This window comes from Streptomyces sp. NPDC005761, assembly GCF_040630635.1.
GTDB lineage: Bacteria > Actinomycetota > Actinomycetes > Streptomycetales > Streptomycetaceae > Streptomyces.
In genome coordinates this window covers 59722-77013 of sequence record NZ_JBEXXX010000039.1, presented here as the reverse complement: position 1 = coordinate 77013, position 17292 = coordinate 59722, and the positions used below count along the sequence as shown (strand labels likewise).

Below are 17292 nucleotides of genomic sequence, written 5' to 3'. Positions count from 1 at the left end.
GGGTGCCGAAGAGGATGCTGGGCTGCTTGCCGCCGCGGATCGGGTGCGGGTGGGAAGCGACGATCTCGCCGAGGAAGGCGTTCAGCCGGCCCCGACCAGGGGTACGGGCCCGCGTCTCTGTGCGTGCGGGTTCCGCGCAGGTGTGCCGGTTCAGCCGGCCCGGGGGATCAGCCGGCCCGGCCCCCGTCCCAGTTCACCGCCGAGCTTCTTCTGCAGCTTCCTGTCCTGCGGCGTCAGCTTCTGCGGACCACCGAGCGGAGGCACCCCCTCCACCCTCTGCGGAGGCGACTCGGGCGTCTCGTACCGCGTCGGTGCCGTCGCCAGGGTGATCAGCGTGAGCCCGATCAGCAGCACGGTGAACGCGATGGCCGCCCGCGTCCACAGCTGCGCCTTGCGCTCGCTGCCCGTCCGGATCAGGTCCGGGACCGGGAGCGAGGACGCGGGCTGGGCGAGGGCGAGTGCGCCCAGGCGTTCGCGCAGCAGCGCGGACTGCTCCTCCGGTGTCGACGGTTCCGCGAGCTCGGGGAGCCGGCCGGCGACCGCGGCCCGGGCGTTCACCAGTCGCCCGGCCGCCGCCGGAGTGCTGGCCTCCGTCTCCGCCGCGGTCTCCGGCAGTCCCAGGCCCACACCGTCGTGCAGCAGCAGGGTGCGGCGGTACGAGGGCGGCAGGGCGAGCAGCGCGCCGAGCAGGGCGCGCGGGCCGGGCGCCTCGGGTGGCGGGTCGGGGTGGCGGTGCTCGCGGCGCAGCCGGTGCCACGGCGACATCGCGTGCTCGTACGCGGCCGCCCGCACCCAACCCACCGGGTCGCGGTCCACGGCGACCTCCGGCCAGCGCTGCCAGGCCAGCTCGAAGGCCTTGCCGACGGCCTCCCGGGAGAGGGCGCGGCGGCCGGTCAGCAGAAAGGTCTGGCGGTAGAGCGCGGCGGCTGTGTGCCGGTACAGCGCGTCGAACGCCTCGGCGGGGGAGAGCCCGGAGCCTTCGGCCGCTTCGGCCCCGTCGGCCCCGTCGACCCCGTCCGCCCCGTCTGCCCCGTCGGCCCCGGCAGCCCCATCGGCCCCGGCCGGGTGCCCGGCCTCGGCAGGGACAGCCGGAGCTGGGTCTGCGGCCCGAACCTGGACAGCCGGGGCCGGGTCTGCGGCTTCGTCCGGCGCGGGTGCGGTGGTGCCGGGCTCGGTCGGGTCCATGGCGTCGCTCCCGGTGGCTTCGGCGGGGGTCGGCGGAAGGGGCTCGGTGGAGGGCGTCACCGGCGGCTCGGCGGCACTCGGCGCCGAGGACCCGGCGTTCAGGGCATCCGACGGCCGGGCCTGCCGTGCGGCGGCACCCCTCGGCCGGTTGTTCGGGGTGGCCGGCTTGACGGGGGAGGGGCGTGAGGTGGACCGCGTACAGCCGGTCCCGATCAGTCGCGCGTACACCTCGCGCTTGCGTCCGCGCGGGCTGGTGCGGCCCGTTTCCCAAGCCCTGACCGTGGCCCGGGTGACACCCACGGCTGCCGCGACCTGCGCCTCGCTCAGCGACTTCGCCTGCCGCAGCCTGCGTCGCTCCTTGGGCGAGGGAAGCGGAGGGGTGGGGGGCGTGCCGGTGGTGCTCTGGGTCATGAGGGCTCCCCGCCCGGCCTGCACTGGGTGAAAAAGTACATAAACGTATATTGGGCGACACAACGGCCGTTCGCCCGTTACACGGAATAAGCGCGTGTCGTTGGGAGCATGACGGCGTGACCCAAATGACCGAACGCGGCCCGTCGTTGTCGGCAGAGCACGGGCGGTCCGCCGTGCAGGCCCGGGCACTGCTGCGCGGAGCGCTCGCGGCGGGGCTGGGCCTCGGCGCCGTGGCCGTCCTCGTCGTGGTGCTGTGGATCAGCTCCCCGGACCCCGGCAGCAGCCCCGGCGAGGCCTTCCACGCCGCAGCGGGTCTCTGGCTGCTCGTGCACGGTGCCGAACTGATCAGGACCGACACCCTGACGGGGGCGCCGGCCCCCGTCGGCGTCGTTCCGTTGCTGCTCACCGCCCTGCCGGTCTGGCTGGTGCACCGGGCGGCCAGGGATGTGCTGGAGCCCGAGGAAGGGCGCGGCACCTGCTCGGCCGGAGGCGCGTTCGCCCTGGTGACGGGGGGATATCTGCTGGTGGGGGCGGCAGTGGCGCTCTACGCCCGGGGAAGCTCGCTGTCGGCGCGGCCGCTCTCCCTGCTGTTCCCGGCGGCCCTCGTGGTGGCGGGTGCGGCCGCGGCCGGAGTCTGGACGGCCTCGGGGCGCCCCCTCGGGCCGCCCCCCTCGTGGGCGCCGGTTCGGCTGCACGAGGCGATGGCGCGCACCCGGTTCGCGCGGTGCGCGGAGGCGGTGGGGCGGTCCGCGGCGGCCGGAGTGGCGGTCCTGCTGGGAGGGGGCGCGCTGGTGGCGGCGGGGGCGCTGGTGTTCCACGCGGAAGCGGTCCAGGAGTCCTTCCTGCGGCTGTCCGGCGACTGGGCCGGGCGGTGCGCGGTGCTCCTGCTGGCGCTGGCGCTGGTGCCGAACGCGACGGTGTGGGGTGCGGCATACGGGCTCGGCCCCGGTTTCGCGCTCGGCACGGCGTCCACGGCCACCCCGGTCGCCTTCACGGGCAGTCCCTCGCTGCCAGGCTTCCCGCTGCTGGCCGCACTGCCGCCGCAGGGCCCCGGGACGCCTCTGAACTGGGCGGCCGCGGCGGTGCCGGTCGCGGCCGCGGTGACGGTGGCGTGGTTCACCGTACGGAGGGCGGCGCCCGCCCACGGCGAGCGCGAGGAGGCGTGGAGCCTGCGCGAGACGGCCCTCACCACCGCGCTGGCGGCGGCGGGCTGCGGAGTCGGTGCGGCGCTGCTGGCGGCGGCGGCCGGCGGACCGCTCGGGTCCCACTCACTGGCACGGTTCGGGCCCGTGTGGTGGCTCACGGGCGCGGCGGCCCTCGTGTGGACGGCGGCGCTCGCGGTCCCGATGGCGCTGCTGCTGCGGGCCTGGCGGCTGCGAGGGCGTACGGCGGACGAGCAACAGGCGGAGGCGGAGGGTGCCGGGGCGGGCGGTACGGGCGAGGCGCGGGAGCCCGGGCGCGCGGCGGAGGCGGAGGAGGAGACCGGGAAGGCGGCCCCGCGCAGATGGTGGCCGAGGCGCGGCGCCCGGCCGGAGGAGCCCGGGGCGGACCGGGCCTCCGAGTCCGGGGCCGTGCCCCGTCCGGCCGGAGCCCGGCGGGCCGACGAGGACGAGGAGTTCGAGGCGTACGACTTCCTGCCGACCGACCCCTGGCACGCGAAGGCCCCGGCCGCCCCGGCCGCCGACGCCGCAACGGCCACGGATTCCGCCCCGGCCGCCGGCGCCGCACCGGCGAACCCCATCACGGGCTTGGCACCGGCCGCACCGGCCGCGGACTCCCCACCGGCCACCGGCTCCACGGCACCGTCCGGCGGACCGGCCGCGTCCCCTGGTTCGGCCGGTCCGCCGGACGCTACTTCTTGACGCCGAAGAAGGGTTCCAGCGGCTTCGGGAGCAGGTCGTTGCACGACAGCTGGCCCGACTTGGTGAGGGCGTCGTTCACGCAGGTGTAGTAGTCGCGGTAGACCAGCTGCAGGGTGAACGTCGTCGCGACGATCAGCAGGGCGATCAGCCCCGTCACCAGACCACTGACCGCGGCCGTCGTCTGCTGCCGGCTCCCGCGCTGGAGGTAGTTGGTGCCCTGCGGGCCGGTCGCGGCTCCGGCGACCGGGGCCGGTGCGGGCGGTGCGGCGTCATCCTGCCCCGGGGTAGCCGGCGCGGGCGCCCCTGCCGTCCCGCCCGGCGCCGAAGGCTCCGACGACTTGGCCCGGAGCGCGCTGATCGACCAGTAGGTGGCGAGCGCGCCGAGCAGCAGCGCGATCTCCGGGAAGTCGAACAGCGCGAAGAAGAAGGCCCACATGCCGGAGAGCAGGGAGTAACGGGCCCGGCGCTGGACGGGGTCGGTCGGGTCCCAGCGCAGGCCGCCGCGGGAGCCCTCGGGGCCACCCCGTCCGCCGCCCTGGCCGTTCGTGCCGCCGGGGCCGGTGGGGCGGCCGCCGAAGTTGCCGTTCGTACGCCCCGGCTGGTGGCTGCTCCACTGGCTGCCCCAGACGGGCCGGTTGTCGGAGGAGCCGCCCTCGGGCGCGTCCCCGGAGTCGCCGTCGCCCTCACCGTTCGTGCCGTCGCCGGACGGCCGGCGCGGCTGCCACGGCTGGTCGGGACGGCCCTCCGGCGGAGGGGCGAACGGGTTGTCGTCCCCCGGACCGGAGGACCCGGACCCGGAGGACCCGGCCGACGAGGAGGAGGGCGGAGTGGAAGAAGAGGAAGAGGAGGAGCCCGGCGTGGGGGACTGGCGCTCCCGCATCAGCAGTGAGGACCGCTCGGGCAGCGGGTGGCGGAAGGCGGTGCGGCGGCGTCGGTCCGGCATATGGTGAACGTCTTCCCCATCTCGTCATTTCCGCCCGGCGGACGGTTCGCTGTCCCCTGACGCTACCCTCCGGCGAGGAGGGGCCGAAAGCTGGGCGTACAGGCGCGGTGGCCGACAGCTGCCACCCGGACCGCCCGCCCCTGCGGGGCCTGCGGTCACCGGCCCCTCACCCCCGTCAGACGAAGGCCTCCCGAGGTGCCGGTATCGTTGCTGACGGTCGGCTCGTTCGTAGAGTTCCCCGTATCGGGGGGCGCGATTCTTTCGTACGACCGTACAAACAGCATGGCCGTCGTGCCGCCGGTCCCGCAATGCGGCGGGCGGTGCGGCCGCTTCGAACTGCTCCACACGCGAGAAAGGGCCCAGCCGTGGCCTCCCCGCTCTCCTCCGCCGGACCGGCCCGACTGGTCGTCCTGGTCTCCGGGTCCGGTACGAACCTCCAAGCCCTGCTCGATGCGATCGGCGACGACCCCGAGGGGTACGGCGCCCGGGTCGTCGCGGTCGGTGCGGACCGCGACGGCATCGCCGGTCTGGAGCGGGCCGAGCGGGCCGGGCTGCCCACCTTCGTGTGCCGGGTCAAGGATCACGGGACGCGTGAGGAGTGGGACGCGGCGCTCGCCGCGGCCACCGCCGAGCACCGCCCGGACCTCGTCGTGTCCGCGGGCTTCATGAAGATCGTGGGCAAGGAGTTCCTCGCCGGGTTCGGCGGCCGGTTCGTCAACACCCACCCCGCCCTGCTTCCCAGCTTTCCCGGAGCCCACGGTGTGCGCGACGCACTCGCGTACGGCGTGAGGGTCACCGGGTGCACCGTCCACTTCGTCGACGACGGCGTCGACACCGGTCCGATCATCGCGCAGGGCGTGGTCGAGGTGACCGAAGAGGACACCCCGGAGGGCGAAGCGGCCCTCCATGAACGCATCAAGGAAGTCGAGCGCAAGCTGCTCGTCGAGGCCGTGGGGCGGCTCGCCCGTGACGGCTATCGCATTGAGGGACGAAAGGTTCATCTCGGTCATGTCGGTGAATAAGCCCATCCGCCGCGCCCTGGTCAGCGTCTACGACAAGACGGGGCTCGAAGACCTCGCCCGCGGTCTGCACGAGGCCGGTGTCGAGCTGGTGTCCACCGGCTCCACCGCCGGGAAGATCGCCGCCGCCGGAGTGCCGGTCACCAAGGTCGAGGAGCTCACCGGCTTCCCCGAGTGCCTCGACGGCCGCGTCAAGACGCTGCACCCGCGCGTCCACGCCGGCATCCTGGCCGACCTGCGCCTGGACGCCCACCGCGAGCAGCTCGCCGAGCTCGGAGTGGAGCCGTTCGACCTGGTGGTCGTCAACCTCTACCCGTTCAAGGCGACCGTCGCCTCCGGCGCCTCGGACGACGAGTGCGTGGAGCAGATCGACATCGGCGGTCCGTCGATGGTCCGCGCCGCCGCCAAGAACCACCCCTCGGTCGCTGTCGTCACCAGCCCCGAGCGGTACGCCGACGTGCTGGCCGCCGTCAAGGCGGGCGGTTTCGACCTGACCGCCCGCAAGCGGCTCGCAGCCGAGGCGTTCCAGCACACCGCCGCGTACGACGTGGCGGTCGCCGCCTGGTTCGCGGACGGTTACGCGGCCGCCGACGACTCGGGCTTCCCGGACTTCTTCGGCGCGACGTACGAGCGCGAGAACGTCCTGCGGTACGGCGAGAACCCGCACCAGCCCGCCGCGCTCTACACCTCGGGCGCCGGTGGCCTGGCCGAGGCGGAGCAGCTGCACGGCAAGGAGATGTCGTACAACAACTACACGGACACCGACGCCGCGCGCCGGGCCGCGTACGACCACGCCGAGCCGTGCGTCGCGATCATCAAGCACGCCAACCCGTGCGGCATCGCGATCGCCGACGACATCGCCGAGGCGCACCGCAACGCCCACGCCTGTGACCCGCTGTCGGCGTACGGCGGCGTCATCGCCGTCAACCGCCCGGTGACCGTCACCATGGCCGAGCAGGTCGCCGAGATCTTCACCGAGGTCATCGTCGCCCCGGCGTACGAGGACGGTGCGGTCGAGGTCCTCACCCGCAAGAAGAACATCCGCGTGCTGCGCTGCCCCGAGGCCCCGTCCGCCGAGGTCGAGGTCAAGCCCATCGACGGCGGCGCGCTGCTCCAGGTCACCGACCGCCTCCAGGCCGACGGCGACGACCCGGCCAACTGGACGCTCGCCGCGGGCGAGGCGCTGACCGCCGACGAGCTCAGGGAGCTCTCCTTCGCTTGGAAGGCGTGCCGCGCGGTCAAGTCCAACGCGATCCTGCTCGCCAAGGACGGCGCCTCGGTCGGCGTCGGCATGGGCCAGGTCAACCGCGTCGACTCCGCGAAGCTCGCCGTGGAGCGCGCGGGCGAGGAGCGGGCACGGGGTGCGTACGCGGCCTCCGACGCCTTCTTCCCCTTCCCCGACGGGCTGGAGATCCTGACCGCCGCCGGCATCAGGGCCGTGGCCCAGCCGGGCGGTTCGGTCCGCGACGAGCTGGTGGTCGAGGCCGCGAAGAAGGCGGGCGTGACGATGTACTTCACCGGAACGCGGCACTTCTTCCACTGATGTCACGGCGAAGGGCCGTAACCGGACGCGTTGCGCGTCGGGTTACGGCCCTTCGTGTGTGTCTGCGGCCGGGTCAGGCGTCCTTGACGACGACGCTGGAGCAGATCTTGTCAGCGAAGGTCTGCTTCTTCGCGTCCCAGATGGGCCACAGCCAGCCGATGTAGCAGGCGATGCTGTCCACGAAGTGGGCGATGTAGCGGACGAACGCCATGCCGAAGCCCAGCGGCTGACCGTCGGCCTCGCGCAGCACGCGGATGTTGACGGCCTTCTTGCCGATGAACTGCCCGGTCGTGCCTTCCTTGTACAGCTTGAAGAGCGCGAGCCCGAAGCCGACGAGGATGCCGAGGATGGCCATGGCGGACCCCGCTCCGCCGCCGATCCCCGCGCCGATGCCGATCAGGAGCCCGTAGGGAACGGCGATGACGATGCCGTCGATGAGCATGGCCGCGACCCGGCTCCACCAGCCGGCGAACGGCGGCATGCCGCCGTAGCCGGGCTGCGGGTAGCCGCCGCCCTGGCCGTACTGCTGGGCCGGCGGTGCCTGCGGGTAGCCGTAACCCGGCTGGCCCTGCGGCGGGATGCCCTGGGGGGCCTGCTGCGGGTAGCCGTATCCCGGCTGGCCCTGCGGCGGCTGACCGGGCTGCTGCCCGTAGGGGTTGTTCGGGTTCGGGTCGCCGAAGCTCATCTGGGGCGTTCCTCCAACGGGACGTACGGGGACGAATGCGGCCGCACGGAGGAAGAAAACATCAGCGGTCCGCCCCCCGGATACTTCTGCGGCACTGCGGCCTTCATCGTTATAAGCGGGACGTAAGTTTGTCCAGTCGCTGCCCGAGAAGTTGTCCAAGTGCAACCTTGTGTCCATGGGCCGTATCTGCAATTGGTCCGCGGGCGGGGTCATCCGCGAGTATGGGGACATGACTGCCCAGATTCTCGATGGCAAGGCCACCGCAGCCGCGATCAAGTCCGATCTCACCGTCCGCGTGGCGGCCCTCAAGGCCCGGGGTATCACCCCCGGCCTGGGAACCCTGCTGGTCGGGGACGACCCGGGCAGCAGGTGGTACGTGAACGGTAAGCACAAGGACTGCGCCCAGGTCGGCATCGGCTCCATCCAGCGCGAACTCCCCGACACCGCCACGCAGGAGGAGATCGAGGACGTCGTCCGCGAACTCAACGCCGACCCCGCGTGCACCGGTTACATCGTGCAGCTGCCCCTGCCCAAGGGCATCGACACCAACCGCGTCCTGGAACTCATGGACCCGGCCAAGGACGCCGACGGCCTGCACCCGATGAGCCTGGGCCGGCTCGTACTCAACGAGAAGGGCCCGCTGCCCTGCACCCCGCAGGGCGTCGTCCAGCTGCTCCGTCACCACGGGGTCGAGATCAACGGCGCGCACGTCGTGGTCGTCGGGCGCGGTGTCACCATCGGCCGGTCGATCCCGCTGCTGCTGACCCGCAAGTCGGAGAACGCCACGGTGACGCAGTGCCACACCGGTACCCGTGACCTCTCCTCGCACCTGCGCCGGGCCGACATCATCGTTGCCGCCGCGGGCGTGCCGCACATCATCAAGCCCGAGGACGTGAAGCCGGGCGCGGCCGTGCTCGACGTCGGCGTCAGCCGCGACGAGAACGGCAAGATCGTCGGTGACGTCCACCCCGGCGTGGCCGAGGTCGCTGCCTGGATCTCGCCGAACCCGGGCGGTGTCGGCCCGATGACCCGCGCCCAGCTGCTCGTCAACGTGGTCGAGGCGGCCGAGCGCGACGCCGCCGACGCCGTCTGAGCCGGCTGATCCGATCCGGAAGGAACCCCATGGGTGCTGGTACGAGCCCGGCCGACCGCGCCGCCTCGACGGCCGGACCGGCCGCCGAGCAGGCCGAGGACGCGGCTGACGCGGCGCCAGAGGCGCACGCGGCCGCAGCAGATGCGGCGGCCGACGCCTCCGCGGACGCTGCGTCCGACGGCCCTGCCGAAGGTCCGGGCGTCCGCACCGGCAGCCACCCGGAGCCCGGCCCCGGCGCGGCCCCCGCGGCGCGCCGGTCGCGGCGCTTCCCGTCGTTCACGCGGGACACCGCGCGCCCCGAGGGCGGCGGCCGGGCGGCCGGCGGGGACGCCCCCGCGCCTGCCCGTCAGTGGCCGCTGCTCACCGTGCTCTGCACGGCCGGGGCGGGCCTGCTGATCGTGGCCGCCGACCCCTTCGACCAGGCCTTCCGGATCGGCACGATCCTCATCGGCGTGGCGTTGATCGGGGGCGCGGTCCTGCGTCTCGTGGTCCCCTCGGTGGGCATGCTCGCGGTGCGTTCCCGCTTCACCGACCTGGTGACGTACGGACTGCTGGGCGTCCTCATCGTGATGCTGTCGCTCATGGCGCAGCCGAAACCGTGGCTGGACATCCCGCTCCTGGAGGACGCGGTCCACTTCACGATCCGCTGAGACCCGCCGGCCGAACGGTGTCCGTCCCCTCCCCCGAGAAGGGACGGACACCCGGGACGGAGCGCCCCGGAGCGGAATGCTCCGGAAAGTGGCGACATGAGCGGCCTTGCCCCGTCCTGGCTCCAGCCTTGTCGACGGCGATCGAGGGTTCAAGAGATGACTGTGGCCTGTGGCACGGAAGTGACCATTCCGCCACCGTGTGATCGCTGGGCAACGGTGGCAGACTGGCCCGGCCGCCGCGGGCGGGGGCGTGCGCGAGTGCGACCGGCCGTCCGAGTGCCACCGTGCGCCGCCGCCCCAGGAACTGGCGGTCCGGGTTCGCGCATCCACCTGGGTAGTCCGGAACGGAAGACCACCGGTTCCGGACAGGTGGGCAGGCCGTGTGCGGTGCAGCGGAAGCCCGTAGGCAAGCAGGGGGAAGTGGGGAAGTCATGCCTCGTTGGAAGGCACTGCCGGAGGAGCTCGACCCGCAGATCCGGGAGTTCACCGGCCAGCTGCGCAGACTCGTCGACCGCAGCGGCCTGAGCATCGCCGCGGTGGCCGACCGCACGGCCTACAGCAAGACCTCGTGGGAGCGGTATCTGAACGGCCGGCTGCTCGCCCCCCGCGGGGCGATCGTCGCGCTCGCCGAGGTGACCGGCACCGACCAGACCCATCTGAACACCATGTGGGAGCTGGCGGAACGGGCCTGGAGCCGTGCCGAGATGCGCCAGGACATGACGATGGAGGCCATCCGGATCACCCAGGCGCGGGCCGCGCTCGACGAGGCCGGGGGCCCGCGCGGCCATGGCCGGAGCCGCCCCTCCGGTGCCGTCGGTACGGCAAGGACCGGACCGGTCTCCGGCGAGGGCCGCTCGCCGTCCGTACCGGCTCAGCGCGGGTCCCTCCCGCGGGTGCCGCAACAGCCGCAGGCCCGCCCGGACTCCGCCCCGGTGGACGGCCTGCCGCCGGACGTGGCCTTCGCCGCCGGCATCGGCGGACAGCGGCCGCCCGTGGGCGGCGGCACCGGGACCCAGGCCCGGGGCGGCCGCAGGACGGCCGTGATCGCGGCGGCCGTCGTGGGTGTCCTGCTCGTGGTCACCGGTGTGGTGCTGCTGACCGGCTCGGACGGCGACACCGAAGGCACCGAGGCCGCCGGCACGTCCTCCCCGACGCCGACGACCGGCGCTCCGGTGCTGCCCGCCGGGGTCGAGTGCAGCGGAGCGACGTGCGCGGGCCAGGATCCCGAGGAGATGGGATGCGGCGGCGAACACGTCCGTACGCTCTCCAGCGCCACCGTCGGCACGAGTGCCATAGAGGTGCGCTACAGCCGGACGTGCGGGGCGGCGTGGGCGCGGATCACCAAGGCCGCCCCCGGTGACGTCGTGGAGATCACCGCCGGCGCGGCGGGGCAGAGGAGCACGGTGGACGCGACGGCGGCCGCGTACACCCCGATGGTCGCCGTGAAGCGGATCGCCGATGTGGAGGCATGCGCCACGCTCGCCTCCGGCCCGCAGGGGTGCACGGCCGAAGCGGCCGGGTAGGGGGAGGGCTCCGCGCGGGACCGCTGCGGCCGGGTGAGCGGGGAGTGACCGGTTGTGTGCGGTGCCACAGGGGGGCGGGCGGCCGCGGGGTTCCGGGTCGGATAGCCTGACCGCTGGATATCTCTTCACATCAAGATTCAGGGATGTCCAGCACCAGGGGCCAGGAGCCCCCACCGCCAGCTGTCTAACGGAGATCGCCATGACCCGCACTCCCGTGAATGTCACCGTGACCGGCGCAGCCGGCCAGATCGGCTACGCGCTGCTCTTCCGCATCGCCTCCGGCCACCTGCTCGGCCCGGACGTGCCGGTCAACCTGCGTCTCCTGGAGATCCCGCAGGGGCTGAAGGCCGCCGAGGGCACCGCGATGGAGCTCGACGACTGCGCCTTCCCGCTGCTGCGCAACATCGAGATCACCGACGACGCCAACGTCGGCTTCGCCGGTGCGAACGTCGCCCTGCTCGTCGGCGCCCGCCCGCGCACCAAGGGCATGGAGCGCGGCGACCTGCTCTCCGCCAACGGCGGCATCTTCAAGCCGCAGGGCAAGGCGATCAACGACAACGCCGCGGACGACATCAAGGTCCTCGTCGTCGGCAACCCGGCCAACACCAACGCGCTCATCGCGCAGGCCGCCGCCCCGGACGTTCCGGCGGAGCGCTTCACCGCGATGACCCGTCTGGACCACAACCGCGCGATCTCGCAGCTGGCCGCCAAGACCGGTGCCGCCGTCTCCGACATCAAGAAGCTGACGATCTGGGGCAACCACTCGGCCACCCAGTACCCGGACATCTTCCACGCGGAGGTCGGCGGGAAGAACGCCGCCGAGCTCGTCAACGACGAGGCGTGGCTGGCCGACACCTTCATCCCGACCGTCGCCAAGCGCGGCGCCGCGATCATCGAGGCCCGTGGCGCGTCCTCGGCCGCCTCGGCCGCGAACGCCGCCATCGACCACGTGCACACGTGGGTCAACGGCACCGCCGCGGGTGACTGGACCTCGATGGGTATCCCGTCGGACGGCTCCTACGGCGTTCCGGAGGGCATCATCTCGTCCTTCCCCGTCACCACGGAGAACGGCACGTACAAGATCGTCCAGGGCCTGGACATCAACGAGTTCTCCCGCGCGCGCATCGACGCGTCGGTGAAGGAGCTCACCGAGGAGCGCGACGCGGTCCGCGAGCTCGGCCTGATCTGAACCGTACGTCCCTGAGGGGACACGCGGACGCCACCGCCCCCGGCAGCAGTCTGCCGGGGGCGGTGGCATGTCCCGTGCGGTCCGGCCTCAGGCCTTGGGGAGCCCGTCGGCGAACCCGCGCAGGGCCGCCATGGCCCGGCGCTGGAGGCCGGGGCCGAACGTGACACGGGCGGCGCCCAGTTCGCCCAGCTGCCGCGGCCCCGGGCCGTCCGGCAGGGCGAGAGCGTTCAGCGGCGCGGGAACAGCGGCGGCCAGGCGGGGGAGCGCCTCGGGGGGCGCCTTGATCGGGTAGATGCCGTCGGCGCCGGCCGCCACGTACAGCAGGGCGCGGCGTACGGTCTCGGCCTCCTGGTCCGTGCCCTCGGGAACGCCGGTGACGTACGTGTCCACCCGGGCGTTGACGAACAGTTCGTCCCCGGCGGCCGCCCGCACCGCCGCCAGCCGGTCCGCCTGCCGACGGGCATCCACGAGGACCCCGTCCACCGTGTCCTCCAGATTGCAGCCGACGGCCCCGGCGGCGAGCAGCCGCTCCACCAGCTCCCGGGGCTCCAGGCCGTACCCCGCCTCGATGTCGGCCGACACGGGGACGGAGACGGCGCGGGCGATCCGTTCCACCGCCGCGAACATCTCGGCGGCGGGCGTGGCCCCGTCCTCGTAACCGAGCGAGGCCGCGACCCCCGCGCTCGGGGTGGCCAGTGCGGGGAACCCCGCGTCGGCGAGGACGCGGGCGCTCGCGGCGTCCCAGGGCCCGGGAAGTACCAGCGGATCACCGGAGGTGCGGCCCCGGTGCAGGGCGCGGAGGTCGGAAGCGGTCATCGCGGAAGGCTCCTGAGGTGGGCGGTGCGGGGGAGTACGCGGATCAGTGGTCGCCCGGCGTGTAGTGACCCGGGACCATGCGGGTGGTCACGGCGAACCGGTTCCAGGCGTTGATCGTGATGATCGCCGCGATGAGGTGGGTCAGCTCGGCCTCGTCGAAGTGCTTGGCAGCCTTCGCGTACACCTCGTCGGGCACGAAACCGTCGGTCAGGACGGTGACCGCCTCGGTCAGCTCGATCGCCGCGATCTCCTTCGGCGTGTAGAAGTGCTGCGACTCCTCCCACGCGCTGAGCTGCACGATCCGCTGGAGGGACTCGCCGGCGGCGAGCGCGTCCTTGGTGTGCATGTCGAGGCAGAACGCGCAGTGGTTGAGCTGCGAGGACCGGATCTTCACCAGCTCGGCCACGACCGGATCGAGCCCCTTCCTGGAGGCCGCCTCCAGACGGGCCATCGCCTTGTAGACGTCGGGGGCGTGCTCGGTCCACTGCATGCGCGGGGTGTGCTCGGGGGTGTACTCGGAGGTCGTGTGGCTGGTCTCGTTCGTCGTCATGAATATGACGCTACGCGGCCAGTGGCGCACCTGTATGGTCCATTTCCATGACGGATCCCTGGGCCACTTTCGGCGCCGACCTCCACATCGACCCGTCCGGGTCCACCGGGCTGCGCGCCGGCCTCATGGACGCCCTGCGGGAGGCGGCCCGCACCGGCCGGCTGGCGCCCGGCACCCGGCTGCCCTCGTCCAGGACCCTCGCCGCCGACCTCGGCATCGCCCGCAACACCGTCGCCGACGCCTACGCGGAGCTGGTCGCCGAGGGGTGGCTCACCGCGCGGCAGGGCTCCGGCACCCGGGTGGCGCAGCGGTCCGAGCCACGCCCGTCCGCCACCAGGGCGCCGCGCACCCGGCCGCCCCGCACCAGCCCGGCCTACAGCCTGATGCCCGGCTCGCCCGACCTCGCGACGTTCCCGCGCGCCGAATGGCTGAAGGCGGCCCGGCGCGCGCTCACCCACGCACCCAACGACGCCTTCGGCTACGGCGACCCGCGCGGGCGCATCGAGCTGCGCACCGTGCTCGCCGACTACCTGGCACGGGCCCGCGGGGTCTACGCGGACCCCGAACGCATCGTGATCTGCGCCGGCTTCGTCCACGGCCTCCAGATGATGGGCAAGGTGCTGCGGGAGCGCCGTGTGCGCGAGGTGGCCGTCGAGTCGTACGGACTGGACCTGCACACGGGCCTGCTGACCGACGCGGGGCTGCGCATCCCGTGCCTGCCGCTGGACGGACTCGGCTCCCGCACCGGCGAACTGCACGGCATGCGAGGCGCGGGTGCGGTGCTCCTTACACCCGCCCACCAGTTCCCGACCGGGGTACCGCTCCACCCCGACCGGCGGGCCGCGGCGGTCGACTGGGCACGCAGCACCGGCGGACTGATCCTGGAGGACGACTACGACGGGGAGTTCCGTTACGACCGCCAGCCGGTCGGCGCGCTCCAGGGCCTGGACCCCGAACGCGTCGTCTACCTGGGGACGGCCAGCAAGTCCCTGGCGCCGGGGCTGCGGCTGGGGTGGATGGTGGTACCGCGGTCACTGGTGGGCGAGGTGACCGCGGCCAAGGGCTGGAGCGACTGGGCGTCGAGCGCGCTGGACCAGCTGATCCTGGCGGAGTTCATCGCCTCCGGCGCGTACGACCGGCATGTGCGCTCCATGCGGCTGCGCTACCGCAACCGCCGTGACCAGCTGGTGGCGGCCCTGGCGGAGCGGGCCCCCTCCATCCGCGTCAGCGGGATCGCCGCCGGGCTGCACGCCGTGCTCGAACTCCCGGAGGGCGGCGAGGCCGCGGCGATCCGGGCGGCGGCCTGGCAGGGCCTGGCGGTGGAGGGGCTGTCCTTCTTCCGGCACCCGGACGCGGAGGTACGGCGAGAGGCGCTGGTCATCGGGTACGGAACACCGACCGACAGCGCCTGGGCGGGGGCACTGGACGCCCTGTGCCGGATCCTGCCGTGAGACATCAGGCCGGCGTGCCCGGGACGGCGGTTCGCGAGGTGTCCGCCGGGGCCTCGCCGAACCGGGCCAGGGCCAGCGCTCCCGCCACCGCCACCGCGAAGCCGGTGACGGCCAGCCAGCCGAGCCCGTCACGCGTACGGTCCCCGAGCCAGACGACCCCCACCAGAGCGGGCCCGATCGTCTCGCCCAGGACCATCCCGGCCGTCGCCGTCGTCACCGAACCACGCTGCAGCGCGGAGGTGAGCAGCAGGAACGCCGAACCGCCGCCCACCAGCAGCGCGTAGACGGCCGGATTACCGAGGAGCGCGGACGGCGCCACGTCGTCGATCAGCCGGACCGAGACCTCCACCACTCCGAAACCGCAGCCGGCGCCGAGTCCCAGGACGAGGGCCCGTGCCCGCTCGGGCAGCCGGCCCGCCGCCGTGCCGATCAGCAGGATGCCGACGGCGATGCCGAGCATCGACCAGCGCAGCGCGTCCGATCCGGCCGACTGCCCTTCCTCGCCGGAGGCGAGCCCCAGCATGCCGAGGCCCGCGCAGACCACGGCGACGGCCGTCCACTCGGTGGCGCTCAGCCGCACGCCGAGGAGCCGGGCGGCGACGACCGCGGTCACGGCGAGACTCGCGGCCAGGGCGGCGCCCACCGCGTAGATGGGCAGGGAGCGCAGGGCGATGATCTGGAAGACGAAGCCCAGGCCGTCGAGCGCGAGCCCGGCCACGTAGCGCCACTGGCGCAGGGCCCGCAGCAGCAGCGCCGGGTCCACCCCCGCCCCGGCCCCCGGCTCGGCGGCGGCCCGCGCGGCGACGGCCTGAAGGACGGAGGCCGTGCCGAAGCAGACCGCGGAACCGAGCGCGCAGATCATCCCGAGAAGCACACGGGGACTCTACTGGCGGACCCACGAGCCCGCTCCGCCCCCGAGGCCGCCCGCGACCGTCGGGGCGCGGCTCTACTGGCGGACCCGCGGGCCGGCTCCGCTCCCCAGGCCCCCGTGGCCGCCGGGGCGGGGCCCTGCCGACGGACCCACGAGGCCCGCTCCGCCCCGTGGCCGTCCGTGTCCGCCGGGGCGGATCAGCCCCTCAGCACCTCGCGCAGCTGCTCCAGGCCCCAGTCCAGATCCTCCTTGCTGATCACCAGCGGTGGCGCGATCCGGATCGTCGAGCCATGGGTGTCCTTCACCAGCACCCGCCGGTCCATCAGGTTCTCGGAGATCTCCCGGCCCGTGCCGTGGCCGGGGTCGATGTCGACCCCCGCCCACAGCCCTCGGCCCCGCACCGCCTCCACCGCGCCGCCGCCCACCAGCAGACCCAGTTCCTGGTGGAGGTGCTCGCCCAGCTCCGCGGCGCGCTGCTGGTACTCGCCGGTGCGCAGCATCGCGATGACCTCCAGGGCGACCGCGCTCGCCAGTGGATTGCCGCCGAACGTGGAGCCGTGCTCCCCGGGGCGGAAGATCCCCAGCACCGCCGCGGACGAGACCACCGCCGACACCGGCACCACACCGCCGCCCAGCGCCTTGCCGAGCACGTACATGTCCGGCACGACACCCTCGTGCTCACAGGCGAAGGTCTTCCCGGTCCGGCCGAGGCCCGACTGGATCTCGTCCGCGATGAACAGCACGTTCCTCTCGCGGGTCAGCTCCCGGACCCCGGGGAGATAGCCGGGCGGCGGCACCAGCACCCCGGCCTCGCCCTGGATCGGCTCCAGCAGCACCGCCACGGTGTTCTCGGTCATCGCCTCCCGCATCGCGGTCAGGTCCCCGTACGGCACGATCTCGAAGCCCGGGGTGTACGGGCCGAAGTCCGCGCGGGCCTCGTGGTCCGTGGAGAAGCTGACGACCGTCGTCGTCCGGCCGTGGAAGTTGTCGGCGGCGACGATGATCTTCGCCATTCCGTCCGGGACACCCTTGACCCGGTAGCCCCATTTGCGGGCGGTCTTCACCGCGGTCTCCACGGCCTCCGCCCCGGTGTTCATCGGCAGGACCATCTCCATGCCGCACAGCTCGGCGAGCTGCGTACAGAAATCGGCGAACCGGTCGTGATGGAAGGCCCGTGAGGTGAGGGTCACCCGCTCCAGCTGGGCCTTGGCCGCATCGATCAGACGGCGGTTGCCGTGGCCGAAATTGAGTGCCGAATAGCCGGCGAGCATGTCGAGGTAGCGCCGGCCCTCGACATCGGTCATCCAGGCGCCCTCCGCCGTCGCGACGACGACGGGCAGCGGATGGTAGTTGTGCGCGCTGTGCGCCTCGGCGGAGGCGATGGCGGTTTCCGTGGTCGACACGGGATCTCCGTTCGTCGTGCGGCGGGGGCCGAGGGTGTGCCCACTTTGTATCGTCGGTCGGATCGCCCACGAGGAAACCTTCAGTTCGCGGCGCGCCC

The 17292-nt window shown here is 73.4% G+C and carries 15 protein-coding genes; 8 read left to right on the top strand and 7 right to left on the bottom strand.

Going from position 1 to position 17292, the window contains the following annotated elements:
- Nucleotides 1–150: 150 nt before the first annotated feature.
- A complete protein-coding gene (locus ABZ434_RS28275) occupies nt 151–1596 on the bottom strand; it encodes a helix-turn-helix domain-containing protein (RefSeq protein WP_359142497.1) in 1446 nt (481 codons plus the stop codon).
- 125 nt (nt 1597–1721) lie between these two features.
- Between ABZ434_RS28275 and ABZ434_RS28270 the strand changes: the two genes are divergently transcribed.
- On the top strand, nt 1722–3458 hold the full coding sequence (locus tag ABZ434_RS28270; RefSeq protein ID WP_359142507.1) for a DUF6350 family protein: 1737 nt from the start codon (nt 1722–1724) through the stop codon (nt 3456–3458).
- Here the strand turns inward: ABZ434_RS28270 and ABZ434_RS28265 are convergent.
- Entirely contained in the window at nt 3448–4401 is a 954-nt protein-coding gene (locus ABZ434_RS28265) for a hypothetical protein (protein WP_359142495.1), read from the bottom strand. The genes ABZ434_RS28270 and ABZ434_RS28265 overlap by 11 nt on opposite strands.
- A gap of 365 nt (nt 4402–4766) precedes the next feature.
- Here ABZ434_RS28265 and purN point away from each other — a divergent pair, with 365 nt between their 5' ends.
- Together purN and purH are read left to right on the top strand one after the other, a co-directional pair.
- Nucleotides 4767–5423 (top strand): phosphoribosylglycinamide formyltransferase, encoded by a 657-nt coding sequence (gene purN, locus ABZ434_RS28260; RefSeq protein ID WP_359142493.1) that lies wholly within the window; start codon nt 4767–4769, stop codon nt 5421–5423.
- Nucleotides 5410–6963, top strand: a complete 1554-nt coding sequence (purH, locus tag ABZ434_RS28255; protein WP_359142492.1) for a bifunctional phosphoribosylaminoimidazolecarboxamide formyltransferase/IMP cyclohydrolase — start codon at nt 5410–5412, stop codon at nt 6961–6963. Before purN ends, purH begins: the two co-directional genes overlap by 14 nt.
- Before the next feature lie 73 nt (nt 6964–7036).
- Here purH and ABZ434_RS28250 read toward each other — a convergent pair whose 3' ends face one another.
- On the bottom strand, nt 7037–7648 hold the full coding sequence (locus ABZ434_RS28250; RefSeq protein WP_359142490.1) for an RDD family protein: 612 nt from the start codon (nt 7646–7648) through the stop codon (nt 7037–7039).
- Between the two features lie 229 nt (nt 7649–7877).
- On the opposite strand from ABZ434_RS28250, the gene ABZ434_RS28245 reads away from it, so the two are divergent.
- From ABZ434_RS28245 to ABZ434_RS28230, 4 genes are all read left to right on the top strand, one after another.
- Nucleotides 7878–8741 carry a bifunctional methylenetetrahydrofolate dehydrogenase/methenyltetrahydrofolate cyclohydrolase gene (locus ABZ434_RS28245; protein WP_359142488.1) on the top strand — a complete coding sequence of 288 codons (864 nt, stop codon included), beginning with the start codon at nt 7878–7880 and terminating at the stop codon, nt 8739–8741.
- A 29-nt stretch (nt 8742–8770) separates the two neighbouring features.
- A complete protein-coding gene (locus tag ABZ434_RS28240; RefSeq protein WP_359142486.1) occupies nt 8771–9391 on the top strand; it encodes a DUF3017 domain-containing protein in 621 nt (206 codons plus the stop codon).
- A 431-nt stretch (nt 9392–9822) separates the two neighbouring features.
- Nucleotides 9823–10914: a DUF2690 domain-containing protein gene (locus tag ABZ434_RS28235; RefSeq protein WP_359142484.1), complete on the top strand. Its 1092-nt coding sequence runs from the start codon at nt 9823–9825 to the stop codon at nt 10912–10914.
- Nucleotides 10915–11113: 199 nt separating this feature from the next.
- Nucleotides 11114–12103, top strand: coding sequence for a malate dehydrogenase (locus tag ABZ434_RS28230; RefSeq protein ID WP_148020313.1), 990 nt, complete (start codon nt 11114–11116; stop codon nt 12101–12103).
- 87 nt (nt 12104–12190) lie between these two features.
- Here the strand turns inward: ABZ434_RS28230 and ABZ434_RS28225 are convergent, their stop codons facing one another.
- Complete coding sequence (locus ABZ434_RS28225; protein WP_359142482.1) at nt 12191–12919, bottom strand: isocitrate lyase/phosphoenolpyruvate mutase family protein; 729 nt, start codon at nt 12917–12919, stop codon at nt 12191–12193.
- A gap of 43 nt (nt 12920–12962) precedes the next feature.
- A complete protein-coding gene (locus ABZ434_RS28220; RefSeq protein WP_359142480.1) occupies nt 12963–13469 on the bottom strand; it encodes a carboxymuconolactone decarboxylase family protein in 507 nt (168 codons plus the stop codon).
- 47 nt (nt 13470–13516) lie between these two features.
- Here ABZ434_RS28220 and ABZ434_RS28215 point away from each other — a divergent pair, with 47 nt between their 5' ends.
- Nucleotides 13517–14920 carry a PLP-dependent aminotransferase family protein gene (locus tag ABZ434_RS28215; protein WP_359142478.1) on the top strand — a complete coding sequence of 468 codons (1404 nt, stop codon included), beginning with the start codon at nt 13517–13519 and terminating at the stop codon, nt 14918–14920.
- Nucleotides 14921–14924: 4 nt separating this feature from the next.
- Here the strand turns inward: ABZ434_RS28215 and ABZ434_RS28210 are convergent, their stop codons facing one another.
- Both ABZ434_RS28210 and rocD read right to left on the bottom strand, forming a co-directional pair.
- Entirely contained in the window at nt 14925–15782 is an 858-nt protein-coding gene (locus ABZ434_RS28210; protein ID WP_359142505.1) for a hypothetical protein, read from the bottom strand.
- Nucleotides 15783–15988: 206 nt separating this feature from the next.
- Nucleotides 15989–17194, bottom strand: a complete 1206-nt coding sequence (rocD, locus tag ABZ434_RS28205) for an ornithine--oxo-acid transaminase (protein ID WP_359142476.1) — start codon at nt 17192–17194, stop codon at nt 15989–15991.
- Nucleotides 17195–17292: the final 98 nt, after the last annotated feature.